Origin of the sequence: Streptomyces sp. NPDC058985, from assembly GCF_042740985.1 — a bacterium.
GTDB lineage: Bacteria > Actinomycetota > Actinomycetes > Streptomycetales > Streptomycetaceae > Streptomyces.
In genome coordinates, this window is record NZ_JBHYJX010000037.1 from 32,737 (window position 1) to 51,726 (window position 18,990).

Consider the following 18,990-nt stretch of genomic DNA (forward strand, 5'->3'; position numbering starts at 1 on the left):
CTGGTGTGGCAGCCACCTGTGGTGGTGGCGTCCGCGTGGGGTCCCGCCGCGGTGCGGTTCGCACATCCCCCGCTGATGGGGGCTATCCGGTCGGCTGCTCCTCGAGGAAGAGCCGGTAACGGATCACTGATGTGATGATGGCATCTCCTGCGTCAGACGTTCCCCCCACCTCTTGGGCCTCCCTCCGGTAGCAGGTCACACCGGTGCCGACGTTCAGGGCGGCCGTGTAGCCGGTGACGGCGCGTTCGACGACTTTCCAGCCGCGGTCCGCGAGCCACTGCGCCTGTTCGTCGCCACCACGGCTGTCCGGGACGCCAGGGGTGGGCCCGGACACGAACGTCGCCTGGTAGGTGAAGACGGCAGCTTGCTGGTTGTCGGCGAGGCTCTGCGTGTCGTCGGTGCGGTCCAGGGGATAGAGCAGCGTGTACGGCGGCGGCACGGGCCGCCCCTGGCCGTCCAGGGGAACAGACCGCAGGCCGACGGGCCGGCCGGTGAGCGAGGCCAGGAGCGCCTGGAGGCCCTGAGTGACGGGGCGTCGCTGGATCACCATCAGCTCCCGAAAATCCGGTCGAGGGCCGCCTTGAAGGCATCCTCATACTCCGCGGACAGCTCCGACACCGCGGGCTCCACGTGGGCGTACGGCGGCTGGAAGAAATGCCGACCAATGCTGTCCGTCATGTCCCAGAAGCCGAACTCGAGGCGGCGGCCGTACGGCTGGGTGGTGCCGAGCGTTGCTCCCCCGCCGTCCGGTACGGCGAACGGCTGGGCGGGCCCCCAGGAGTCGAAGTAGTCCCCGGTGATGATGTTCGGGCCGGGACGTCCTGACGCGTTGAAGCGGATCATCGCGCGCAGGAGACGCGCCTGCTTCTGCACCACCCGGTTCACCTCGGGCCCGACGCTGTCGGCGGCCTGCTCGAGCCGGTCGGGGAGGTCGTCCAGGTCCATCACATGCCTCCCGCCTGCTGGATCTGGTCGAGGCTGGTGACGCGGACGACGCCGAGGGTGCCGCCCTGGGAGGGGTCCATGGCCCGCCATTGCCGGCCGATCAGCGTCTGGTCCCCACCCTGGTGGACGGCGATGATGGTGACGATGGTGTCCCGGGCTGCGATCGGCGCGGTGAGCGGCGTGAACACCTTGTACTTGCTGGTGGTCTCGTTCACCCACGGCTGCGTCGCGACGACGGCGGATGCGGATTCGGGCAGGCTCCCGGACTGCACGGCGCCCGGCCCCTCGTACAGGACGTCCCCTTCGAGGGTCTCGTAGAGGCCGGTGTCCTCGTTGAAGACGGGCGGACCGCCGGCTGGGCTGGAGAAGCGCACCGTGTCGAGGAGAATCGCACCTTCGACGATGACGGCGGCGTTGGCGAGGACGCTGACGAGGTCGATGGCCATCAGCTGGTCCTGTCGAGGTTTTTGGCGTACTCGGTGAGGGTTTGCAGCATGGCGCGCGCGGTCGCTGCGGGTCCGCCGCCGTAGTCGCTGCGGTTGAGGGCTTCCCGGTCGAGCTGCTCGGGGTCGATCTCGGCGAGGAACGCGACGATGACGTCGCTCGGAGTCTTGGGGATGCCGACGGCGACGCGGGCGAGACCGTCGAACGCAACGCCGTCGGGCTGCCGGGTGTGGAGGATCAGCGTGGGCAGGGCCGCGGAGATGTCGTGCTGGAGGATGTAGCCGGTGACGGTGCCGGGCGGGAGGGCTTCCCCGGCGATTCGGATGGTGGCCTGGCCGGGCTGCCCGTCGATGTGGACGGCGTGCGCCTGCGGCTCGGTCGGCTGTTGGGTCACAGGGGCGCTCCGGTGCGGATTTCGGTTCGACCGATGAGGTCGAGGCGGGGCAGGAACTCGCGGACACAGTGGGCGTGGCTGGTCGGGTGAGCGAGGGCGTCCTGCACGGTTCGCAGGGTCCGATCCGCCTTGTCCGGCGAATCATGGGACTCCCACCCACACCCGCTTCCATCCCGGACCTCCACCCACTCGGTGCCTAGCTCGTCCAGGGCAGTGCGGGCGGCCGCCGTGTTCGCGGTGGTCACCGCCTGCCAGGTGACCGCTGTCCGCGCCCACGCGTCCACCGGGTGCCGGGCGTTGTTGGCGTAGATCACCGTGTCCAGGGGGTGGTCCTCGCGGAGCCGGGTGACGTCGAACCGGTCAGCGGGCCCGCGGGCGGCGTCCTGAGCGGCCCGGAGGAACGCCCGCGCCCTCCGTAGCCCCTCTGCGATACGAGAAGTGAGGTCGGAGTAGTACTGCGCGGACGCTGCCGTGACCGCAGCCTGGTGCCGTCCGGTCCAGGTGAAGCGGCTGGTGGGGCGGTCGGCGTTCTCGAGGATCTGCCAGGCGCCCTCGCGGTAGATGAGGGGCAGGTCCGTGGACGCCCAGCGTTCCGCGAAGGCCATCGCAGCGCGATCGAACGCGCCCAGGCTGGTGTTGAACGCGGCTATGGCGGCGCGGAGGGCGCGGCCGCCGCCGGAGGTGCGTCCGGGCCGGATACGGGCGAGGGCGTTGAGGAGGCGGGTCTGGGCGATCGTGAGGATGGACCAGGCGTTGCGGAGCCGGTCGACGGCGCCGGTGATGTGGGAGAGGAGACGCTGGCGGAGAGTGCGGCCACGGCGCCGAACGGGGGTGGTCATCGGCGTGGCCTTGCCTGGAGGACGATCCAGCCGATGCCGCTGCCCGTGTCCGGTCCGTCGGGGTCGTCGGGGGCGGGGATGTCTCCGGCCTGGAGGGCTGCGATCTTCCGTTCCAGGGCTTTGATGTTCTCGCCGAAGCCAACCGCCACGACGCCGGACACGTTCACGGTGGTGGGCTGGGCCAGGAGGTCGGCGAGGCGACCGTTGAGGACTTCGATGGCGACCGCGCGCGCGGATCCGAGACGGTCGTAGCGGTTTTCGAGGTCGTTGACGTCGGTGGCTGCGCCGAGCTGGCCAAGGAGCCAGGCCCGTATGGCGGTATCCATGGCGTCCTCCAGTGCGTGATGTGGGAAGGGGTGGTGCGGGAGCGGGCCCGCCCTGTGGCGCCCCCACCGTGGGGGCGGGCCCGCTCTCCGCTAGTCGCCGCTGGTGCCCTCGTCAGCGGCGTCCCGGCCCCGGGCCGGCTTCTTCGCCGCAGGCTTACGCGCAGCGGGCTTGGCGGCCGGAGGGTCGGCCTTGTCGGTGCTGTCGTCGTTGGTGGACTGGCCGGTGCCGCTGGCCGCGGTACTGGAGTCGCCGGCGACGGCGGGCGTCTTCCCGTCCTCCCACGCGTCGGGGTTGGTGACCAGGGCCGCAAGGCGCGGCTCCGGCTCCTCCCCCGGGCGCAGGATGACGGTGCGGTTGCGTTCCGGGTCCTTCACGAACACGGCCTGGACGAGCTTGGCCATGGCGATCAGGCTCCGAGGACGGTCGCCGAGATGTGGATGTCCGGCACGTACAGGACGGGCATGCCGATGGCGGCGCCGCGGGTGTAGATCTGCACCGGGTCGTCCTCGACCTTGGTGACCACGACGATGCCGGGGGCCTCTTCGCGGGTCAGGGCCGGGTTGGTGCCGGACGTGAACTTCGCGGCCTCGCGGGTGACGCCGTACTGGGTCTCCGCCCACTCGGACGCCGGGACGTCCGGGACGAGGATCCACTTGTTGTCCGGGATGACCCGCTGGTAGGCGTTGTCGTTCCAGACCTGGACGTCGTAGATGACGATCGGCGGGAGTCCGAAGCGGGCGCGGACGGCGTCGACCTCGGGCGGGGAGAGGGTGGTTCCCGGGTTGTTCGCGGAGTTCTGCCCGTAGTACGCCATCTGGTACTCGGCGTTGGAGGCCAGCATGGAGCGGGCCCGGCGGGAGGTGAGGACCATCCGCGGGGCGGGGGCGCCGGAGTCGATGAGGTAGTCGATCCAGGCGCGTTCGTCGGACAGCGGCGTCGCGGACGGCTGGTCCCACAGGGTGCCGGCGGTCGGCATGTTCTCCGCCGGGACGTTCCAGTCGACCGGCACGCCGATCCCCGGCAGGGTGACAGATCCCGTGGCCAGCAGTTCACCGACGGCGAGTTCCTGCGCGGTGCGGATGGACTCCACGTGCCGTTCGACGTCGCTGTACAGCAGGTCGAGGTAGGCCTGGGTGTCGGAGCCGTGGCCGACGTCCAGGAGGATCTGGTCCATCTCGGAGACGGGCAGGGTCTGGCCGAGGGCGGGCAGCATGCCCTCGTTGACGACCTTCTCCGCCTGCCGCTGCGCGAGCGCGGTCGGGGCGTCGTAGGCGCGGAACTTCGCCGCGTTCACGCGCCGCTTGGAACTGGTGGTGCGGAAACGGACACCCTGAATCTGCCTCTCCGGGAGGATCTCCCGGGTCAGCCGGTAGTTCGCGGGCGTGTCCATCTGGCGGGCGAACACCGTCAGGTCGGTGTCGTTCGTGTCCCGCAGGAGGAGCTCGAGAGCCTCCATGGTGATCTCCTCCTTCTACCGGTAGTGGATGTTGACGCCGGGCGCGGTGCTGGCGACGTCGGTCGGGTCGAACGGGATCGGGCACTTGTCGGCGAAGACCTCGCCGTGCCACAGCAGCGCCCCGGCGGCCTTGGTGGACCCGGGGTTGAAGCTGATCTGGGAGACCAGGAACCCGGCGAGGGCCTCGGTACCGTCGGAGGCGGAGGCGCCGCCGCCGGCGGTGGCCGTGGCGATGTTGACGGCGGGGCTGGTACCGCCGGTAAGGCTGGCCGCCGAGGCGGTCATCTGGGCGACGTCGTCGCTGAGGTACTGGCCGCCGAACGTCACGGACATGGCCGTGCCGGGGTGCGGGCCGCCGGAGACGGCGACGTCACCGACGTTGATGTTGGACAGGGCCTCCAGCGCCGTCTTCACCTGCGCGGCGGTGGCGTTGTAGGGGATGCCGGCGGTGGTCTGCCCGCTGAAGGTCAGCGTGTAGGTGCCGCCGGTCGGGCCGCCGGTGATGGTGACGGTCTGGACCTCGCTGCGCGGCCCCGCGTAGGGGGCGTACAGGCCGGACGCGGTGACCTTGCCGAGGGGGATGCCGGACTTCATGACGTTGCGGCCCTGGAGCATCGGGTTCGCGGAGGTCACGTAGTGGGCGCCCTCGCTGAACTTGGTCAGGTCGAGGGTGATGGTGTTGGTGTCCTGGACTCCTACCAGGGACGCGAGCCACGGCCGGTCGGCGGTGACGCTGTCCGTGTAGGAGTACGGCTGGAAGTCGTTCACTGCCTTCTCCTGGTGAACTGCGGTGTGCGGTGACTGCTGCACCCCTGCGGGGTGTGCGTCCACGAGGAGAAGGGCGTGGTCCCAGGCCCTGACCCGGGCGGGTCGGGGAGGCTTGTGCTAGGCGGCGTCGCGTCGGTGTCCGCGGATGCGGGCCATTTCGAGGCCGCGGCTTCCGGGCTTGGCGGGGGGTGCCTGGCGGGGCGGGGGCCCGCCGGCGGGGGATCCGCCCGGGATGGGCGGCATGCTGCTGGCCGGGGCGGTGGCGGGGGCGGCACCGAACAGGGCCGCGCGCCGGTCCTTGAGGGCTTCGGCGGCGGTGCGGACCGTGGTCTCGTCGGCGTCGGGGGTGTCGCGGAGGTCGCGTTCGAGGAGAGCGAGGGCGTCCTCGAGGTCGCTGCCGGTCGCGCCGAGCTGCGCGAGGACGCTGGTACGGATCGCGGCCCGCTCCCGGGCGACGGCGGCCGCCTCACGGGAGGTCAGTTCCTGCTCGCGGGTGTCGAGTTCCTGCCGGCGGCGTTCTTCCTCGGTCATGGCGTCCTGCTGTGCCTTGCGGGCGGTGGCCACGAACGTCTTGACGTCGTCGGGGTTGGTGAAGCCGAGTTCCTTGGCGAGGTCCTCGAGGGCCTGGCGGGCGCCGGCCCGCTGCCCTTGGGCCTTCTCTTTGGCGGCGATGCGGTCTAGGTCGTCCTGGGTGAACTGGCCGCTGGCCGGCTGGTTGGGCGGCGGGCCCGGCTTCGGGGCGGGCGCCGGGTCGCTCCCGGCGGGCGGGTCGCCGCCGTCGTTGTAGAACACGGCGAGCGCGCTCAGACCCGTGTAGGGGTGGGCCCAGCCGCGGGCGGCGGCGAGGCCGGGGCGGTGGTGCTGCGCGGGGGCACGCATTGCAGACAGTCCTCCCATAGGACGTTCAGGCCCCGCGCCTAGATCCAAGTTCAGCACAGATCTCACGGCGTGTTCCCCCCTGCCTCTGCTACCTCCAGGCTGCCGTCGTCCTCTCCCTCGTTGGCGGGTGGTTCGCCGGCCGGGGGAAGGACCGGTGCGGGGGCGGCGGACGGGTCGGGTTCGGAGACGGTGACGCCGAGGAACTCGCCGACCAGGCCGGTGTCGCCGGTGGCGTCGGCGAGCATGCGGGCCTGCTCGAACTGGCGGGCCTGGATACGTTCGATCTCCCGCGGCGCGTCCTCGATGGGGAACCCGGCTTCGGTGAGCATCTGCACCGCGGTCTCCAGGGAGAGGACACCGTCCTTGACGCCGGTCGCGGCGAGTTCGAGGACGGACGCCTTGTCGGTGGGCTTGTACGAGCCGAACACGAGCCGGGCAGGCTGCACGGTGACGCCGGCCCAGTCGGGGTGCTGACTGCCGATGTACAGGCGTTGCACCATCTTCAGGAGCAGCGCGTACTTGTGGTCGCGGGCCAGGCGCATGGAAGCGATGAGCGCGTCCAACGGTCCGAGGGAGACGTCCATGGCGTACCCGGACGGGGCCTGCGAGGGGTCGAGGGTGCCGAGGGCGACCGCAGGGAGGCGTGCGACCTTCGCGGCCCGGTCCTCCAGGTCGTGGACGTGGCTGCGGAGTTCGGCGAGGTTCCGGCTGGTGTCCAGGGTCTGCATGCCGCCGCCTTCCCCCAGCTTCAGGAACATGCCGGCCTGGATGGCGTGGACCTCGAGGCGGGAGTCGGCGGCCTTGCCCCATACTCCGACGACGGGGGCGCCGGTGGTCGCGGAGGCTTTCGCAGAGTCGGTGTCGGCGGAGGTCAGCTCGTCGAAGATCTGCAACACCTTGGCCAGGGACGACTGACCCCAGTGCTCCTCCGCGGGCGGGACGGTGTTCGGGAGGTGGATCACCGGGATGAAGTCGATGAGCAGGTCGAGGTGGTCGAGGACCTCCCCGTCGCCGCGGGTCGCGAACGTCGCCGTCTCCGTGGACAGGGAGTCGACGTCGGGGGTGCCCTTGATGTCCTCGAGGATCCAGGTGGCGTCGGTCAGGTAGCAGGTGACGTACGACGGTTCGTCGTTCCACGGGTACTGGCGGGCAATGGCCCCGGTCTCCGGGTAGTACAGGTCGCCCTGGGTAAGCGGCGGCGGAACCTCGGCGTCGGGCTGGTCGGGGTCCGGACCGGTGTTGGGCAGGGGGGCGCGGACGGCGCGGCCCGTCTCGTCGACACCGGACGCGGTCGCGGGCCGGATCCAGTCGAGTTCGTAGGTGATGCGCCGCAGGCGGGCCTTGATGCCGCGGCGTTCGTCGGCGGGGAGTTCCCATGCGAAGTGGACGCGGGTGGGGTAGTCGCCGGCGTCGCCATCCTCGGGCAGGACGGGGAAGTAGAAGCCGGGGTCGTGGACGCGGAGGACGGGCCGGTTCTTCCCGGGTTCCCAGGCGAGCCGGTACACGCCGTCTCCGAGGGTGACGGCCTTGCGTTCGGCCTGCTGGACCCGCATCGGCAACAGTTCCGTCTCCGCCCACGCCCTCAGGAGTTCCTGGACCTTGGCGGCCGTGGTCTCGTCGGGGGTGGGGGTGTCGCTGTCGGTGTCCGCGCCGGCGACGGTGATGGTCTGCTCGCGGCCTAGGACGTGCGACATGACGGTGTCGATGAACATCGCCGGGTCGCCGAACTCGCGTTTGTCGGGGGCGTGGAGGTCGCCGGCGGCTTCGGCGAGTTCGGCGGCCTGGTTGTTGTCGTAGGCGGCGAGGAGCTTGTACGCGGCGAGGCGCTTCTGGTCCTCTTCGGGGACCCACATCTGGTTGGCCTCGGGGAACGCCCGCCGGTTGGGCATGCCGGGGGTTTCGCCGTGGCTGGTGCCGGCGTAGACCGGCTTGTAGTTCAGGTAACTCCAGGCGTGGATGACGACCTCGCGCAGGCCCACCTCTGCTCCTCCACAGACGTTCCCGTCCTGGGACGGGCCCCGCGCCTGTGATCAGGGTACGGGCGGGAACGTGCGGGGGTTCCCCCCCCAATGCTGTTCTTCTCCTCGACCGGGAAAAGTCGGAGGTCCGCCATACGCGCAGCTCAAGGGGTAGGAAATTACACCTCTGGGGATGAAGTTTGGTCGGGGGGCCCTGAGTTGACCACCGTTCTCTATAGAGTGACGGTCAGCGGCTTTTCCAGTGCCTGCGCGCCCCGGCCGGGCGCGGAGGGCATCCAGCCCTCCGGGACGACTGTTCCGGAAGGAGGAACAGTGCTGGAAAACGAACCGCCGGACTACACCCGGTGGGCCTTCTACGTCGCCTGCTTGGACCTGACCGTCCAGCTGGTGACCTGGCTCAACTGGTAGCCCGGCGTCCGCCTCTGGGCCGCCCCGGATATCAGGGGCGGCCCGCTCTATGTCTGACGCAATGCACACGGAGATGCATTGGTCATGCTGGCCAACATACCCACTGCTCGTACTCCCTGCCCAGGGAACACGGATCGATCCACGCAGATGAGGAGTCACGATCACCATCCGTGAACCCTTTCCCGGCTCCAGCTCCGTCAGCGGCGGCCGCGAAGCCGCTGGTCGGCGTAGTGCCGCGCGCCGAGGCCCTCCTGAGCAGGGTCGGCTAGCTCTGTCAGTGCATGCACGGCAGCATCCATGCGGTCTGGAGAGTCCATGCCTGGCAGCCAGGTGACCATCTGGCCTTCCAGTTCAGTGAACTCACCAACGTGGTGGACCTTGCCCTGCTTGTACAGCTGGGCGATGGGTTCGGCGCGGAGGCGTTTGCCCTGCTTGGCGTGTACTTCGATGATCGACGGCATGAGCATGCCGTTGGTCTGGCCCTGCCGGGCGAGTTCCTGCCAGCCCTGGACGACGATCTGCCGGGCCATGTCGCCACCGAAGTTCCGTTCGACCAGGATGGCGTCCGCCTGGCGCTCGATGGCGAGTTTGCAGACTTCCACGCCCCACGTCTCGGCGCCCATGGTGCGGGACAGGTCGTCCAGGACGTACAGGCCGCCGTCGCGGTCGCGGGCGGCGCAGACGAGACCGACTTCGTCGTTGCGGAGGGTGTCGCCGCCGGCGTGGTCGACGGCGACGACGACGCGGGTGGGGGTGATCCCGGGCCAGGCTTCGCGCTTGATTCGATGGCCGGTGATCCATGCCCACTTCCAGACGCCGCCTTCGAGGGGGCGGGGCTTTTGCTGGTAGAGGGCGTACCAGACGCGCTCGCCGACGCTTTCGCGGATGTCGGCGAGTTCGTCGGCGTCGTACTGGTCGGGCCACAGGGGTTCGCCGATGTCGCGGTGCAGGGGGTCGTTGGGGCTGTCGGCGAGGGCGGGCAGGTCGATCTGGAGCCAGCGGTGGGGTTCGTGGGCGAGGAGCCGACCGGATAGATCATCTTCGTGCCAGCGTGTGTTGATCAAAATCAGGGAGGCGCCGGGAGCACGGCGGGTGAAGAACACGGACCGGTACCACTCCCAGACGCGGTCGCGTTGGGCCGGGCTGGCGGCGTCATCGTGGCCCTTGAACGGGTCGTCGATAATACCCAAATTAAAGCCTTTTCCGGTCAAACCACCCCCGACGCCTGCGGTGACCATGCCGCCACGGACGCTGGAGCCGCGCTTCTGCTCGAGGTCGAACCGGTTCGCCGCATGCGAGGCGGGATGCAGCTTGATACCCAGGACGGAGGAGTACTCCTTGAGCTGGTCGCGGACCCAGCGGCCGTGGTCGTCGGCGAGGTCCGCGCCGTAGGAGGCGATCATCACCCGGTGCTCGGGGTGCCGCCGCAGGTACCAGAGCGGCCCCCAGCGTGAAGCACGCTGGCTGTTGTGGGTGGGGATCAGGGACCGGCCGACGAGGTACAGGCTGCCTTCGACCTGTATGCATCGGCCCGGTTCCGGATCGGCAGGTTCGATCTTTGCGAAGCCGATACGGCGCTTGATCTTCCCGGGGTGCTTGACCGCTTTGCGTGGCAGGGTTCCTTGCGGAAGCCCGTCGTGCGGGGTCCAGTCGACAACCCAGCAGCTGCCTCCGTTCAACGGGCGACCGCCCCATATGGACCGCTGGCGTTCGTCGGGGCCGCGCCAGGTGAGGTTGGCTCGGTAGCCGAGGGTGCGGGCAAGGTCGCGGACGCCGTGTGCGAGTTCCTCGGATGCGGACACGAACCGGATACGGCCGTCGCTCCCGAGTGACCCGTCGGTGTCGACGAGGCCGGCCAGCAGGGCACGACGCTGCTGTTCGGAAGCAATGAGGTAGTCCTGCGGGATGTGCTTGTGGTCGAGTACGCCGGCTGTTCTTAGGGGGGCCCGCAGGCCCTTGATGTACTGGTAGTGGACGCCGGTGTTGGGGTGGACCCAGCGGGCGCCCAGCGTGTACGGGATGCGGCTCGCGATGTGGTCGACGTCCTCTGCCGTGCCGCAGTACGAGGTCTTCCCTGTCGTACCGTCACCCAGCCATACCCCGAGGGTGTAGGGGTCTACAGGGAGATCTGCGTCGGGGTTCTGGAGCGCCTCGATCGGCGGGAGCTGGAACCGGTAGCGGCCGCCGCGGCGGCCCTGTGGCCCGGAGTGCAGTTTCTGCGTCGCCAGGTACCGAGTCTCAACGGTTCGCCACCTTCTTGGAGCGCGGTCGTACACCACCCATTCGTGGTTGGGGTGGACCAGTACGGACTCGCCATCGCTGAACGTCACGCGCAGCTTCTCGTTGGACGGCTCGGAGACCCATTCGACCGCTACCGGCTTCCCGGTGGGGGCATACACATAGTCGCCGACCTGGAGGTCACCGTGACGCTTCCATCCTTCGGTGGTCAGCACCGGCTCTGAGTCCGCGACCTGCTTCCCGTGCCTTGGCGGGCAGGTCAGCATCACCTGGAGGCGTTCACCTGCGGCGATGCGCCGGAAAGCGCTGTCAATCATGTCCAGGTGAGCGGCCTGCTTCTCCCGGCGCTCCGTGAGGACCGCGGCCAGGGCGCCCGGGGACCGGTCCATGGCCATCTGGCGTTCGATGCCGGCGAGCTTGGCGCGGGTTTCTGGGCGGGCTCGGGCGATGACGCGGCGCCGCTGGTCCGCGGGGAGGCTGCGGTAGCGGGCTTCTGCTGCGGCCTGACGGTCAGGTGCTGTCGTCATCGTCGTCCTCGTCGTCCAGGTCCTCCTCTTCGTCTTCGTCGTCTTCGTCGAGGTCGGCGTCGGGGTCGATGGCGGGGATCTCGGCGTTGTCCCGGTCGGAGATGTCGATGAGGGCCATGACTTCGGCTGCTTCACCGCTGGAGAACGGGATCGCTCCGCCGTCGGGTCCGCTGATCTCGGTGCGGACCGGGATCTTGAGGCCGAACAGTTCAGTGATGTCGGCGATGTACTTCCGGGCTTGCTCGCCGGCCTTGAGGTCTCCGTTGCTGGCGTCGTCCCACACGCCGCGCAGGAGCTGCTCGAGCCGGGCGCCCTGGACGAAGCGGTACAGCTCGGCGTCTTCTACCTCCATCTCGCGGGCCTTCTTGATGCCGCGGGAGAGGTCTGACCGTGCTGTGGCGGGGCTGATGTTGAAGTGCTCGGCGATCTGGGCTGCGGTACGGCCCTGGATCTTCATGATGAGCATCTCGCTGCGCCGTTGGGCGACGAGTGCTCGTTTTGCTCTGGAGGGTGGCATGGCGGTGGGGCTCCCGCTCGTGTGTGGTTGTCGGCCCCGCGCCTTGTATGGATGATCGCGGATTTCGGGGCGGGTGTTGCCCCTTGGGTGTGGGTGGGCCCCACAGCCGGGGGGTGGGCTGTGGGGCCGGGGGTGTGCGTGTCGGCCTGGTTGGGCGCGGGGACACCGGTCCAGGCCGACACCTTTGATGCTGCCGTACATTTCGCGGTTTGTCTGAGGCTGCCTTCCCCCCTGGTGTGCGTGAGCCCCCGGCGGTGGGTCCGGGGGCTGGTCGCTTCGGTCGCTGGGCCTACCTGGGGAGTTGGTTGCGGGTGTGGGCCCACACGCCGCGGGTGGTGGTGTTCACGGTCCGCTGGTCCTGGATGACGGTGCCGCTGTAGTGCTGGTGGATGACGGGCGGGGCGGCCTGGACGGCTTCCTTGGCGCGGCGGACGAGGCGGGTCAGGGCGAAGATCGGGACGGCGAGGCCGATGGGGGCGCAGGCTCCGACGGCGAGGGCTACGGGGTCTGCGTTGCCGAGGACGTAGATGACGAGGGCGGTGGCGCCGCCGAGGGGGATTGAGGCGACGCCGGCGGAGAGGATGAGGGCGCTGGCGTCGGTGGCCCGCTGGGACATGGGGGTGCGGCCGGGCTGGGCGATGGGGAGCGCGTTGCCGATGGCGGGCACGGGCGTCTCGTCTCGGAAGCGGGTGGGGGCGGGAAGCGCGGGGCGTTTGGCAGCGGCGAGGGCGTCCTCGATGTCGGCGAGGAAGGCGACGGCGGCCGGCGTGGGGGTGGGCTGCCCGGTCTTGAGGGCGGGGATCTGATCCGGGTCGGGAAGGCTGGCGTTCATGGGGTGGAGTTCCTTTGGGGGCGGCGGGCGGCGTGGGTGGAGATGCAGAACGCCCCCGGGTACGACCCGGGGGCGTTCCTGGTCGCTGGTGGTTCAGTCGTCGTCGGTGTCCGAGACGTTCTTCTGGTTCTCGGCGAAGTAGATCGCCGCGAAGCGCACGGCTGCGTTCTCGCTGAGTCCGGCCTTTTGCAGGCTGGTGATCAGCTCAGCCATGTGGGCCATCGCCTCGTCCATCGGCGTCATCTTCAGATCCGGGAACTCGTCCATTGGGAACCTCACCGCTGTTGGTTGCCGCGTAGGTTCCATCATCGCCCTTCACGAGCTTGTCTTGCAGCCCCAGGCGGGCGCAGAGGTCACGGAAGGTGCGGTCGGACTTGTCGTAGCCGGCCTTGACCATGAGGGGGTACACCTCGGAGGGCTTGGCGGGCTTCCCGAGGGAGGTGAACAGTTCGACGGCGAGCTGGTCGTGGGTCTTGGGGGTGACGCGGGTCTTGGCGAGTTCGATCGCGGCGTCCTGGGCGGCGACCCGCTCGAGTTCCTCTTCGTCGAGCATGGCCTCGGTGAGGCGGGGGATTTCGGTGGCGGCGCCGCGGGCTTCGACGGGGTAGCCGTCGTCGTCGACTGCGTTGCCGAGGAGGACGTCGACCGGTGTGGGCTTGGGCCAGGACTGGTAGAGCTCCCACACGGCTTCGTGCATGCGGTCGGGTCCGACGTTGCCGTAGGCGTCGCCGCGGAGGTTGGGGATGCAGCGGGCCCAGCGCTGGCCGTAGGCGAGGCCGGCGGCGCGGGCGGAGACTTCGTCGAGGGTGGGGCGGCTGCTGGACAGCTGGCGGGCGGCGTCCATGAACAGGGTCTGCATGCGCTGGTGGTCGCTGCTGTCCGTGTTGAAGGCTTCGGCCATGGTGGCGTAGGCCTTGGCGGGGGCGGGCTGGAAGGGGCCCTTGGTGGCGCTCATGTAGACGACGGTGCCGGGGTCGGTGAAGATCGCCATGTCGGGGGCGCCGTAGCCGGGGAACAGCATGTCGAGCTCGGATGCGTTGTTGGTGCGGAGCCCGATACGGCCGGGGGTGAGTTCGTCCATGGCGGCGGTGATGTAGTCGCGGGTGGCGCGCAGGCCGGTGTTGGAGACGCGGACGTTGACGGAGCGGCCTTCTTCGATGATGAAGTCGATGCCGTCGAGGACGTCGTCGGGCATGGACTTGGTCTCGTCGATGCGGATGTGGATGGCGGGGATTTCGGGGCGGGCGGGCAGGTTGTCGATGTCCTCGTCTTCGAGGAGGTCGGAGTATTCGGTCTTCCGGGCGGCGATGATCTGGCGGGCGGCGCGGACCATGAGGCGGCATTCGTCTTCGGTGGTGGCGGGCCAGTCGATGAGGGGGACGCCGATGCCGTGCCGCAGGTAGGGGTTGATGAAGACGGCGGACATTTTCGCGGAGGTGTCCATGTCCCAGACGAGGGCGTCGATGCAGCGGGTCAGGCCGAGACCGAGAGTCTTCATGAGGGCGGTTTTGCCGGAGCCCTGGGCGCCGATCGCGATGAACCCTTCGTCCTTGAGGTTGAGGGCTGCTTCCTGACCGGTGCCGATGACGCCGAACCCGACGGGCTTGTTGATGCTGGTGGGGGCGAGGCTGGGGTAGGGGATGGCGCCGGCCATCATGTTCTTGCGGGTGATGGCGATGAACACGACGTTGCGGGGGATTTCGGGGCCGCCGGCGGAGAAGGAGACGCCTCCGCCCTTGGGGAGGTGGAGGGCGCCGGCGAGTTCGGCTTCGTAGCCGCGGAGGGCGTCGATGTTGAGGTGGGCGGGGAGGGTGACCTTGACGGTTTCGCCGGCTCCGGACGGCCAGCGGTCGACGATGGGGTCTGCGACGGCGTTTTCGATGCCGCAGATGTCGTAGAGGAGCTGCGCCCAGCCCTGCTGCGCTTTGGCGATCTGTTCGCCGTCGGCGAGACGCCGGTCGAGTTCGGCTTCGGCTTCGCGGGTTTCTTCGCCCCACTTGTCCATGCCGATGTTCACGGCGGCGCCGGTCCCCCAGATGGTGGTGCCGATTGCCATGGTGGTGAGGGTGGGCTGGGTAGCGAGGGCGTAGGACAGCCAGCCGGTGGTGGCCAGCCAGGTCGTGGCGCGGGCGACGAGGACGCGCCGCCAGGAGCCGCGGGCCTTCTCGTAGAGGACGGCTGCGCCGGTGCAGAGGACGCCGGTGGCGGCTCCGGCCTGCCAGGGGATGTCGGCGAGGGGGGCGACGAGGGCGCTGGCGCAGGCGAGTTCGGCGCCCCAGGAGGTGAGGCGGCCGGGGGTGACGGCGTCGCGGCTGAAGTCCCAGCGCTTCTCTGCGGGGGTGATCGTTTCGAGGGTGGTGGGGGTGTCGGTGCTGGTCTTGGGCATGGGTCTCTCCTTCCTGGGGGTGAGGGTTTAGCCGTTGTGGCCGGTGTTGACGTCCCATTTGCGCTCCGAGAGCGCTCCCTTTCGGGGCTTGGCGTTGAGCTTGAGTTCGCGGGCGTGGGCCCGCTGGGCTGCCTTGATGGCCTTGCGGAGTTCGGCGGAAATGTTCTTCACCTTGCCCGCGGTCGCGAGGACGGTGTCGTCGACGACGGTCTCGGTGGGCCAGGAACGGGTCATCCGCCGGTACAGCTTGGTGACGGAGTCGGCGACGACCTCGACTCCCTGGGCGGCTCCGGCGACCTCGGACAGGCAGTTGACCATGTGGCCGCGGTCGAATCCCTTCATGAGGTTGACGAGCTTCTTGGTGGAGGCGCCGGACGCGGGGACGAGCTTGCCCCCGCCGCCGTTGCTGCTGGCGCCGGCGGGCAGGGCGAGACGCTTCTGCCCAGAGGAGGTGATGGCGGCGCGGAGCTTCGCGGCATCGAGGGTGCCGGCGGCGTTGCGGATGTTCCACCGCTCCTCGCCGAGGCGGGGCGCCATCACGCGGGCGATGTCCTCGCGGTGGGCCTGGACGAAGACGACGAGGATGGTGTCGGCCATGCGGGCGGCGGTGATCGCGGACACGGCGGCGGCGTTGAGATGCTTGATGACGGACGGGTGGAGGGGGGCGGTCTTCTGGAGGGCGTTCGCGGCTTCGCGGACGGCGAGGGCTAGGTTGCGGCACATGTCGGGGATTCCGGCGAGTTCGATGACGTGGTCGGCCATGTCGGCGTCCGCGTCGTGGTGGAGGCCGTTCGCGAGCTGCTCGGCCATGGCGACGAGGAGCCGGTAGGAGAGGGCGCCTCGTACGTCGATCTGGCGTGCGACTGCGGCGCCGGTGGTGGTGGTTCCTGCGGGCTGGGTGGTGGCGACGGGGTAGGTCACGGGGGTGCTCCTTCGCTGCTCTGTGGATGCCGCGAGCGCGAGCATCTGTTCCTGCCGACCGAGTTCGTAGTCGATCCGCTGGTTCTCGTAGCGGATCCGTTCGGCCTTGACCTTGATGGGGTCGCCCATGGTGCCGTCGCGGGCTGCGTCTCGTTCGGCCTGCTTGCCGGCTGCGATGGCCTGCTGGCGGCGCTTCTTCTCCCGCTTGGCTTTGACGAGGGCGATGCGGTCCTCGTCGATGACTTCGCCGTCGATGACGTCGTCCGGGGCCCGGTCGGGCTTCGGGGGGAAGTCGTCGTCGACCAGTTCGGCGTCGAAGATCTCCTCTCCGGTGTGACCGCCGGTGTTGGGGGTGATGGGGGCAAGTCCGTCGCGGGCGGTGGACGTGGTGGTGTCGCCGCCACGGTTCTTCTGGTGCCGCCCCTTGCGGTCGGTGTTCGTCTTGGGGGTCTTGTCCTTGTGGCCGCGTCCGCGCCAGCGCCGGTCGTCGGGGTAGTCCCTGCGGTGGTCCTTGCGGTTCTTCGGCGTCCTCTGGTCCTTGGCCGTCTTCCCGGTGCGGTCGGTGCCGTGCTGGTCCTTGCCCGGCTTCGGCGTCTTGTCCTTGGTGCTGCGGTTCTTGAGCTTGTCGGCGATGCTCTTGCCGGCCTTGGACAGCTTGTCGGCGACGGGGTCCTTGACCTTGGGCTTGCGGTTCTTCCCTCCGTTACCGAGGCCGGTGCCGCCGCCTGCTCCGTTGCCGTGACCCTTTCCGCGGCCGGGGCCGCGGGGGGTCTTGTGACGGCCGGCGCCGCCCCCGCCGCTGCTGGGGGACTTGTGCCGGCCGCCCTGGCCACCACCGGAGCCGTTGCCACGCCCGCGGCCGCCGCCACTGCCCCCTGATCCGCTGCGGTCCTTGCCGGACTTGCCGCCGTTGGAGTTGCTGTCGGACCCGCTTTCGTTGGTGTTGTCGTCGTGCTCGCGGCGGCGGGCCCGCCACATGGAGGCGGCGATGAGGACGGGCAGTGCGGTGCCTCCGACGACCGCTCCGAAGGGGCCGGCGACGAGGAATCCGATGCCGATCGCCGCGGTTTCGCCGCTCACGCTGTGTGAGATCGCGGCGTATCCATTTCGGAGCGTGTTGTCGTTCTTGTTCTGGTTTGTTCGGGGGGCGGGGCGGGGCGGGGAAGGGTTGCGGGGCTGCTGGACGACCACGAGGGGGCCCTGGCTGGTGTTTCCGCTTCCGCCCCGCCCCGCCCCGCCGCCACTGGCGTCACTGAGCGTAGCGGCGTTGGTGTGGTTCGGAGGGGTCGGATCGAGGGAGAACGTGGTGTCTGCGCTCACCTCCTTCACTTCCTTTCGCTGGCGTCGGGGGCGGTCTGAACGGGTCGGCTGGTTCGGGCCGGGGCCGCGGGCGGGGTGGCCGCCTGCTGCACGCGGGGGCAAGTCGTCGGCACGTCAATCTCCTCAGGCGTGGCTCAGGTCGTGGCCGTTGAGGCGCTGGACAGGAACGTCACCGGTCTCACGGAGGATCTGCATGGCCCGCTTCCGACGGCCGGATGCCGTGGCGGTGGACACTCCGAAGGCCTCCTCAATCCGGGCGAGGGTGATGACGTCCACGCCCTCCTCGCGGATCATTTCGGCGACCTTCCGGGCCTCCCTTTCAACCGGGCTCAAGCGGGCTTCAGCCTCGACTTCGGCGGCCTTCAGCTGGTCCTGTGCGGCCTTCAGGCGAGCCGCTTCGGCGGCGGCGGCGGCGAGGGCGGCCTGCTTCTCCAGGGCCTTCGCGTCGGCTTCCGCTTGTACCTTCTTCGTGCGGGCTTCAGTAGCCTTCAGGTCGGCTTCGGCCTTCTTCGCCTGGTCTTCAGCGGCGGCCCTGGACGCCTTGGCTGCGGCTGCTTCGGCTTCCTGCTTGCGGCGCTGCTCCTCGGCGGTGTCGGCTGCCTGGCGGGCGGCGGCTTCAATCTCTTCGCGGCGGGTTTCAATGGCGGTGGCGCGGGCTTCAACGGCCTGCTGCTGCTCCAGTCGCTGCTTCTCGGCGACCCAGGTGAGCTGGTCCTTCTCTCGCTGGCGGGCTCGCTCGTCCTCGCGTGCCTGTTCCTCGGCTTCGAGTTCCTTGACGCGGGCTTCGGCTTCGGCGGCGAGGCGCTTGATCTCGGCTTCGGCTTCGGCTTGGCGGACCTGAAGGCCTGCTTCGGCCTGCTGAACGGCTACTGAAGCGGTGGCGTCGGCTTCGGCCTTGGCTGCCTTGAGGTCTCCGGCGGCACGTACCTGCGCGGCTTCGGCCTGAAGCTCTGCGGTACGAACCTTGGATTCCGCTTCAATCTTCTGAAGGCGGTTCTCGGCGCGCTGAAGGTCCCTCTGCTGGGCTCGAAGCTCGTCCGCGGTCTCCTGCCGGGCGGGCTCGCCGAGGGCCTCTTCAAGGGTCATGCCGTAGCCGAGGAGCCGCAGCGGCTGAAGCTTCTCTTCGGGGGACTTGAAACGCCACAGCCGGCCGTGAACCTGGCGGAGGGTGGACCTGTAGACCATGCGCTGCCGGTCGCGTTCGAGGGCGTCGGTGTAGGAGGGGATCTCCCACGTCTTCATGAGCCGGTTGATGCGGGCGGAGGAGATGGGGTGGTGGATCCAGCGTGCGAGGCGGATGCGGTCCATTTCGCGGCGTCCCTTGAGCCGGCCGATGTGGGCGGCGTACAGGTGGGCGGCGATTTCGGAGAGGACGACCCAGAGGGCGGCGAGCGCGGCGTGTCCGAGCTTGCCTTCGAGGGTGGCTCCGGTCTGCCAGTTCAGGACGATGGTGACGATGGTGAGGACGCGGGGGACCCACTTGACCCAGGCGAGGGGTCGTTCGGCTTTGACGAGGAGGAGGTTGACGACGGAGAAGGTGAGGATGCCGAGGTCGACTCCGACGGGGAGCATCCAGGCTTGGCTGCCCCAATTCCAGCCGCCGCGGGTGATGGGGGCGGCGGCTTTCTGTTCGAGGGCGCGGTAGGAGGAGGCGAGGCCGAGGGAGCCGACTCCGATGCCTGAGGCGATGCCGGCGCGCAGCAGCCACTTCTCGCCGCGGGACCAGGTGGGGTTGGTGTTCATGGCCTCTCCTTTCTGCTGCTGCTCGGTGGTCATGGGATCGGGTTCCTTCCGGGTGTCGGTGGGGGCG

At 69.5% G+C, this 18,990-nt stretch carries 17 protein-coding genes; all 17 read right to left on the reverse strand.

All coding sequences use genetic code 11. The features are described 5' to 3' along the window. Nucleotides 1-82: 82 nt before the first annotated feature. A complete protein-coding gene (locus ACFW01_RS27550) occupies nucleotides 83-550 on the reverse strand; it encodes a hypothetical protein (RefSeq protein WP_384507717.1) in 468 nt (155 codons plus the stop codon). Continuing rightward, the gene (locus ACFW01_RS27555; protein WP_384507720.1) at nucleotides 550-945 is read right to left on the reverse strand and encodes an HK97 gp10 family phage protein; all 396 of its coding nucleotides are present in this window, start codon (nucleotides 943-945) and stop codon (nucleotides 550-552) included. Before ACFW01_RS27555 ends, ACFW01_RS27550 begins: the two co-directional genes overlap by 1 nt. After that, nucleotides 945-1,391 (reverse strand): DUF6093 family protein, encoded by a 447-nt coding sequence (locus ACFW01_RS27560; RefSeq protein WP_384507724.1) that lies wholly within the window; start codon nucleotides 1,389-1,391, stop codon nucleotides 945-947. Before ACFW01_RS27560 ends, ACFW01_RS27555 begins: the two co-directional genes overlap by 1 nt. After that, nucleotides 1,391-1,783, reverse strand: a complete 393-nt coding sequence (locus ACFW01_RS27565; RefSeq protein ID WP_384507727.1) for a hypothetical protein — start codon at nucleotides 1,781-1,783, stop codon at nucleotides 1,391-1,393. Before ACFW01_RS27565 ends, ACFW01_RS27560 begins: the two co-directional genes overlap by 1 nt. Further along, nucleotides 1,780-2,622 (reverse strand): hypothetical protein, encoded by an 843-nt coding sequence (locus ACFW01_RS27570; protein ID WP_384507730.1) that lies wholly within the window; start codon nucleotides 2,620-2,622, stop codon nucleotides 1,780-1,782. Before ACFW01_RS27570 ends, ACFW01_RS27565 begins: the two co-directional genes overlap by 4 nt. Next, nucleotides 2,619-2,948 carry a hypothetical protein gene (locus ACFW01_RS27575; RefSeq protein ID WP_384507733.1) on the reverse strand — a complete coding sequence of 110 codons (330 nt, stop codon included), beginning with the start codon at nucleotides 2,946-2,948 and terminating at the stop codon, nucleotides 2,619-2,621. Before ACFW01_RS27575 ends, ACFW01_RS27570 begins: the two co-directional genes overlap by 4 nt. 90 nt (nucleotides 2,949-3,038) lie before the next feature. After that, entirely contained in the window at nucleotides 3,039-3,350 is a 312-nt protein-coding gene (locus tag ACFW01_RS27580; protein ID WP_384507736.1) for a hypothetical protein, read from the reverse strand. 5 nt (nucleotides 3,351-3,355) lie between these two features. Further along, complete coding sequence (locus ACFW01_RS27585; protein WP_384507739.1) at nucleotides 3,356-4,405, reverse strand: major capsid protein; 1,050 nt, start codon at nucleotides 4,403-4,405, stop codon at nucleotides 3,356-3,358. Between the two features lie 15 nt (nucleotides 4,406-4,420). Further along, the gene (locus ACFW01_RS27590; RefSeq protein WP_384507742.1) at nucleotides 4,421-5,173 is read right to left on the reverse strand and encodes a hypothetical protein; all 753 of its coding nucleotides are present in this window, start codon (nucleotides 5,171-5,173) and stop codon (nucleotides 4,421-4,423) included. Between the two features lie 117 nt (nucleotides 5,174-5,290). Beyond that, complete coding sequence (locus ACFW01_RS27595) at nucleotides 5,291-6,052, reverse strand: hypothetical protein (protein WP_384507745.1); 762 nt, start codon at nucleotides 6,050-6,052, stop codon at nucleotides 5,291-5,293. Between the two features lie 62 nt (nucleotides 6,053-6,114). Then, nucleotides 6,115-8,031 (reverse strand): hypothetical protein, encoded by a 1,917-nt coding sequence (locus ACFW01_RS27600; RefSeq protein ID WP_384507748.1) that lies wholly within the window; start codon nucleotides 8,029-8,031, stop codon nucleotides 6,115-6,117. Between the two features lie 605 nt (nucleotides 8,032-8,636). Further along, nucleotides 8,637-11,204, reverse strand: a complete 2,568-nt coding sequence (locus ACFW01_RS27605; RefSeq protein WP_384507751.1) for a terminase large subunit domain-containing protein — start codon at nucleotides 11,202-11,204, stop codon at nucleotides 8,637-8,639. Next, a complete protein-coding gene (locus tag ACFW01_RS27610; protein ID WP_384507754.1) occupies nucleotides 11,188-11,721 on the reverse strand; it encodes a sigma factor-like helix-turn-helix DNA-binding protein in 534 nt (177 codons plus the stop codon). Before ACFW01_RS27610 ends, ACFW01_RS27605 begins: the two co-directional genes overlap by 17 nt. Before the next feature lie 289 nt (nucleotides 11,722-12,010). After that, the gene (locus ACFW01_RS27615; RefSeq protein ID WP_384507757.1) at nucleotides 12,011-12,553 is read right to left on the reverse strand and encodes a hypothetical protein; all 543 of its coding nucleotides are present in this window, start codon (nucleotides 12,551-12,553) and stop codon (nucleotides 12,011-12,013) included. Nucleotides 12,554-12,758: 205 nt separating this feature from the next. After that, nucleotides 12,759-14,939, reverse strand: a complete 2,181-nt coding sequence (locus tag ACFW01_RS27620; protein ID WP_384507759.1) for a hypothetical protein — start codon at nucleotides 14,937-14,939, stop codon at nucleotides 12,759-12,761. A 27-nt stretch (nucleotides 14,940-14,966) separates the two neighbouring features. After that, the gene (locus ACFW01_RS27625) at nucleotides 14,967-16,940 is read right to left on the reverse strand and encodes a hypothetical protein (protein WP_384507762.1); all 1,974 of its coding nucleotides are present in this window, start codon (nucleotides 16,938-16,940) and stop codon (nucleotides 14,967-14,969) included. Nucleotides 16,941-17,303: 363 nt separating this feature from the next. Next, on the reverse strand, nucleotides 17,304-18,956 hold the full coding sequence (locus ACFW01_RS27630) for a DUF2637 domain-containing protein (RefSeq protein ID WP_384507764.1): 1,653 nt from the start codon (nucleotides 18,954-18,956) through the stop codon (nucleotides 17,304-17,306). Nucleotides 18,957-18,990: the final 34 nt, after the last annotated feature.

Bases quoted from the DNA above. Each gene is read 5' to 3' on its own strand.
- ACFW01_RS27550 (WP_384507717.1), bottom strand. From the start codon at position 550: ATGGTGATCCAGCGACGCCCCGTCACTCAGGGCCTCCAGGCGCTCCTG.
- ACFW01_RS27555 (WP_384507720.1), bottom strand. From the start codon at position 945: ATGGACCTGGACGACCTCCCCGACCGGCTCGAGCAGGCCGCCGACAGC.
- ACFW01_RS27560 (WP_384507724.1), bottom strand. From the start codon at position 1,391: ATGGCCATCGACCTCGTCAGCGTCCTCGCCAACGCCGCCGTCATCGTC.
- ACFW01_RS27570 (WP_384507730.1), bottom strand. From the start codon at position 2,622: ATGACCACCCCCGTTCGGCGCCGTGGCCGCACTCTCCGCCAGCGTCTC.
- ACFW01_RS27575 (WP_384507733.1), bottom strand. From the start codon at position 2,948: ATGGATACCGCCATACGGGCCTGGCTCCTTGGCCAGCTCGGCGCAGCC.
- ACFW01_RS27580 (WP_384507736.1), bottom strand. From the start codon at position 3,350: ATGGCCAAGCTCGTCCAGGCCGTGTTCGTGAAGGACCCGGAACGCAAC.
- ACFW01_RS27585 (WP_384507739.1), bottom strand. From the start codon at position 4,405: ATGGAGGCTCTCGAGCTCCTCCTGCGGGACACGAACGACACCGACCTG.
- ACFW01_RS27595 (WP_384507745.1), bottom strand. From the start codon at position 6,052: ATGCGTGCCCCCGCGCAGCACCACCGCCCCGGCCTCGCCGCCGCCCGC.
- ACFW01_RS27605 (WP_384507751.1), bottom strand. From the start codon at position 11,204: ATGACGACAGCACCTGACCGTCAGGCCGCAGCAGAAGCCCGCTACCGC.
- ACFW01_RS27610 (WP_384507754.1), bottom strand. From the start codon at position 11,721: ATGCCACCCTCCAGAGCAAAACGAGCACTCGTCGCCCAACGGCGCAGC.
- ACFW01_RS27615 (WP_384507757.1), bottom strand. From the start codon at position 12,553: ATGAACGCCAGCCTTCCCGACCCGGATCAGATCCCCGCCCTCAAGACC.
- ACFW01_RS27620 (WP_384507759.1), bottom strand. From the start codon at position 14,939: ATGCCCAAGACCAGCACCGACACCCCCACCACCCTCGAAACGATCACC.
- ACFW01_RS27630 (WP_384507764.1), bottom strand. From the start codon at position 18,956: ATGACCACCGAGCAGCAGCAGAAAGGAGAGGCCATGAACACCAACCCC.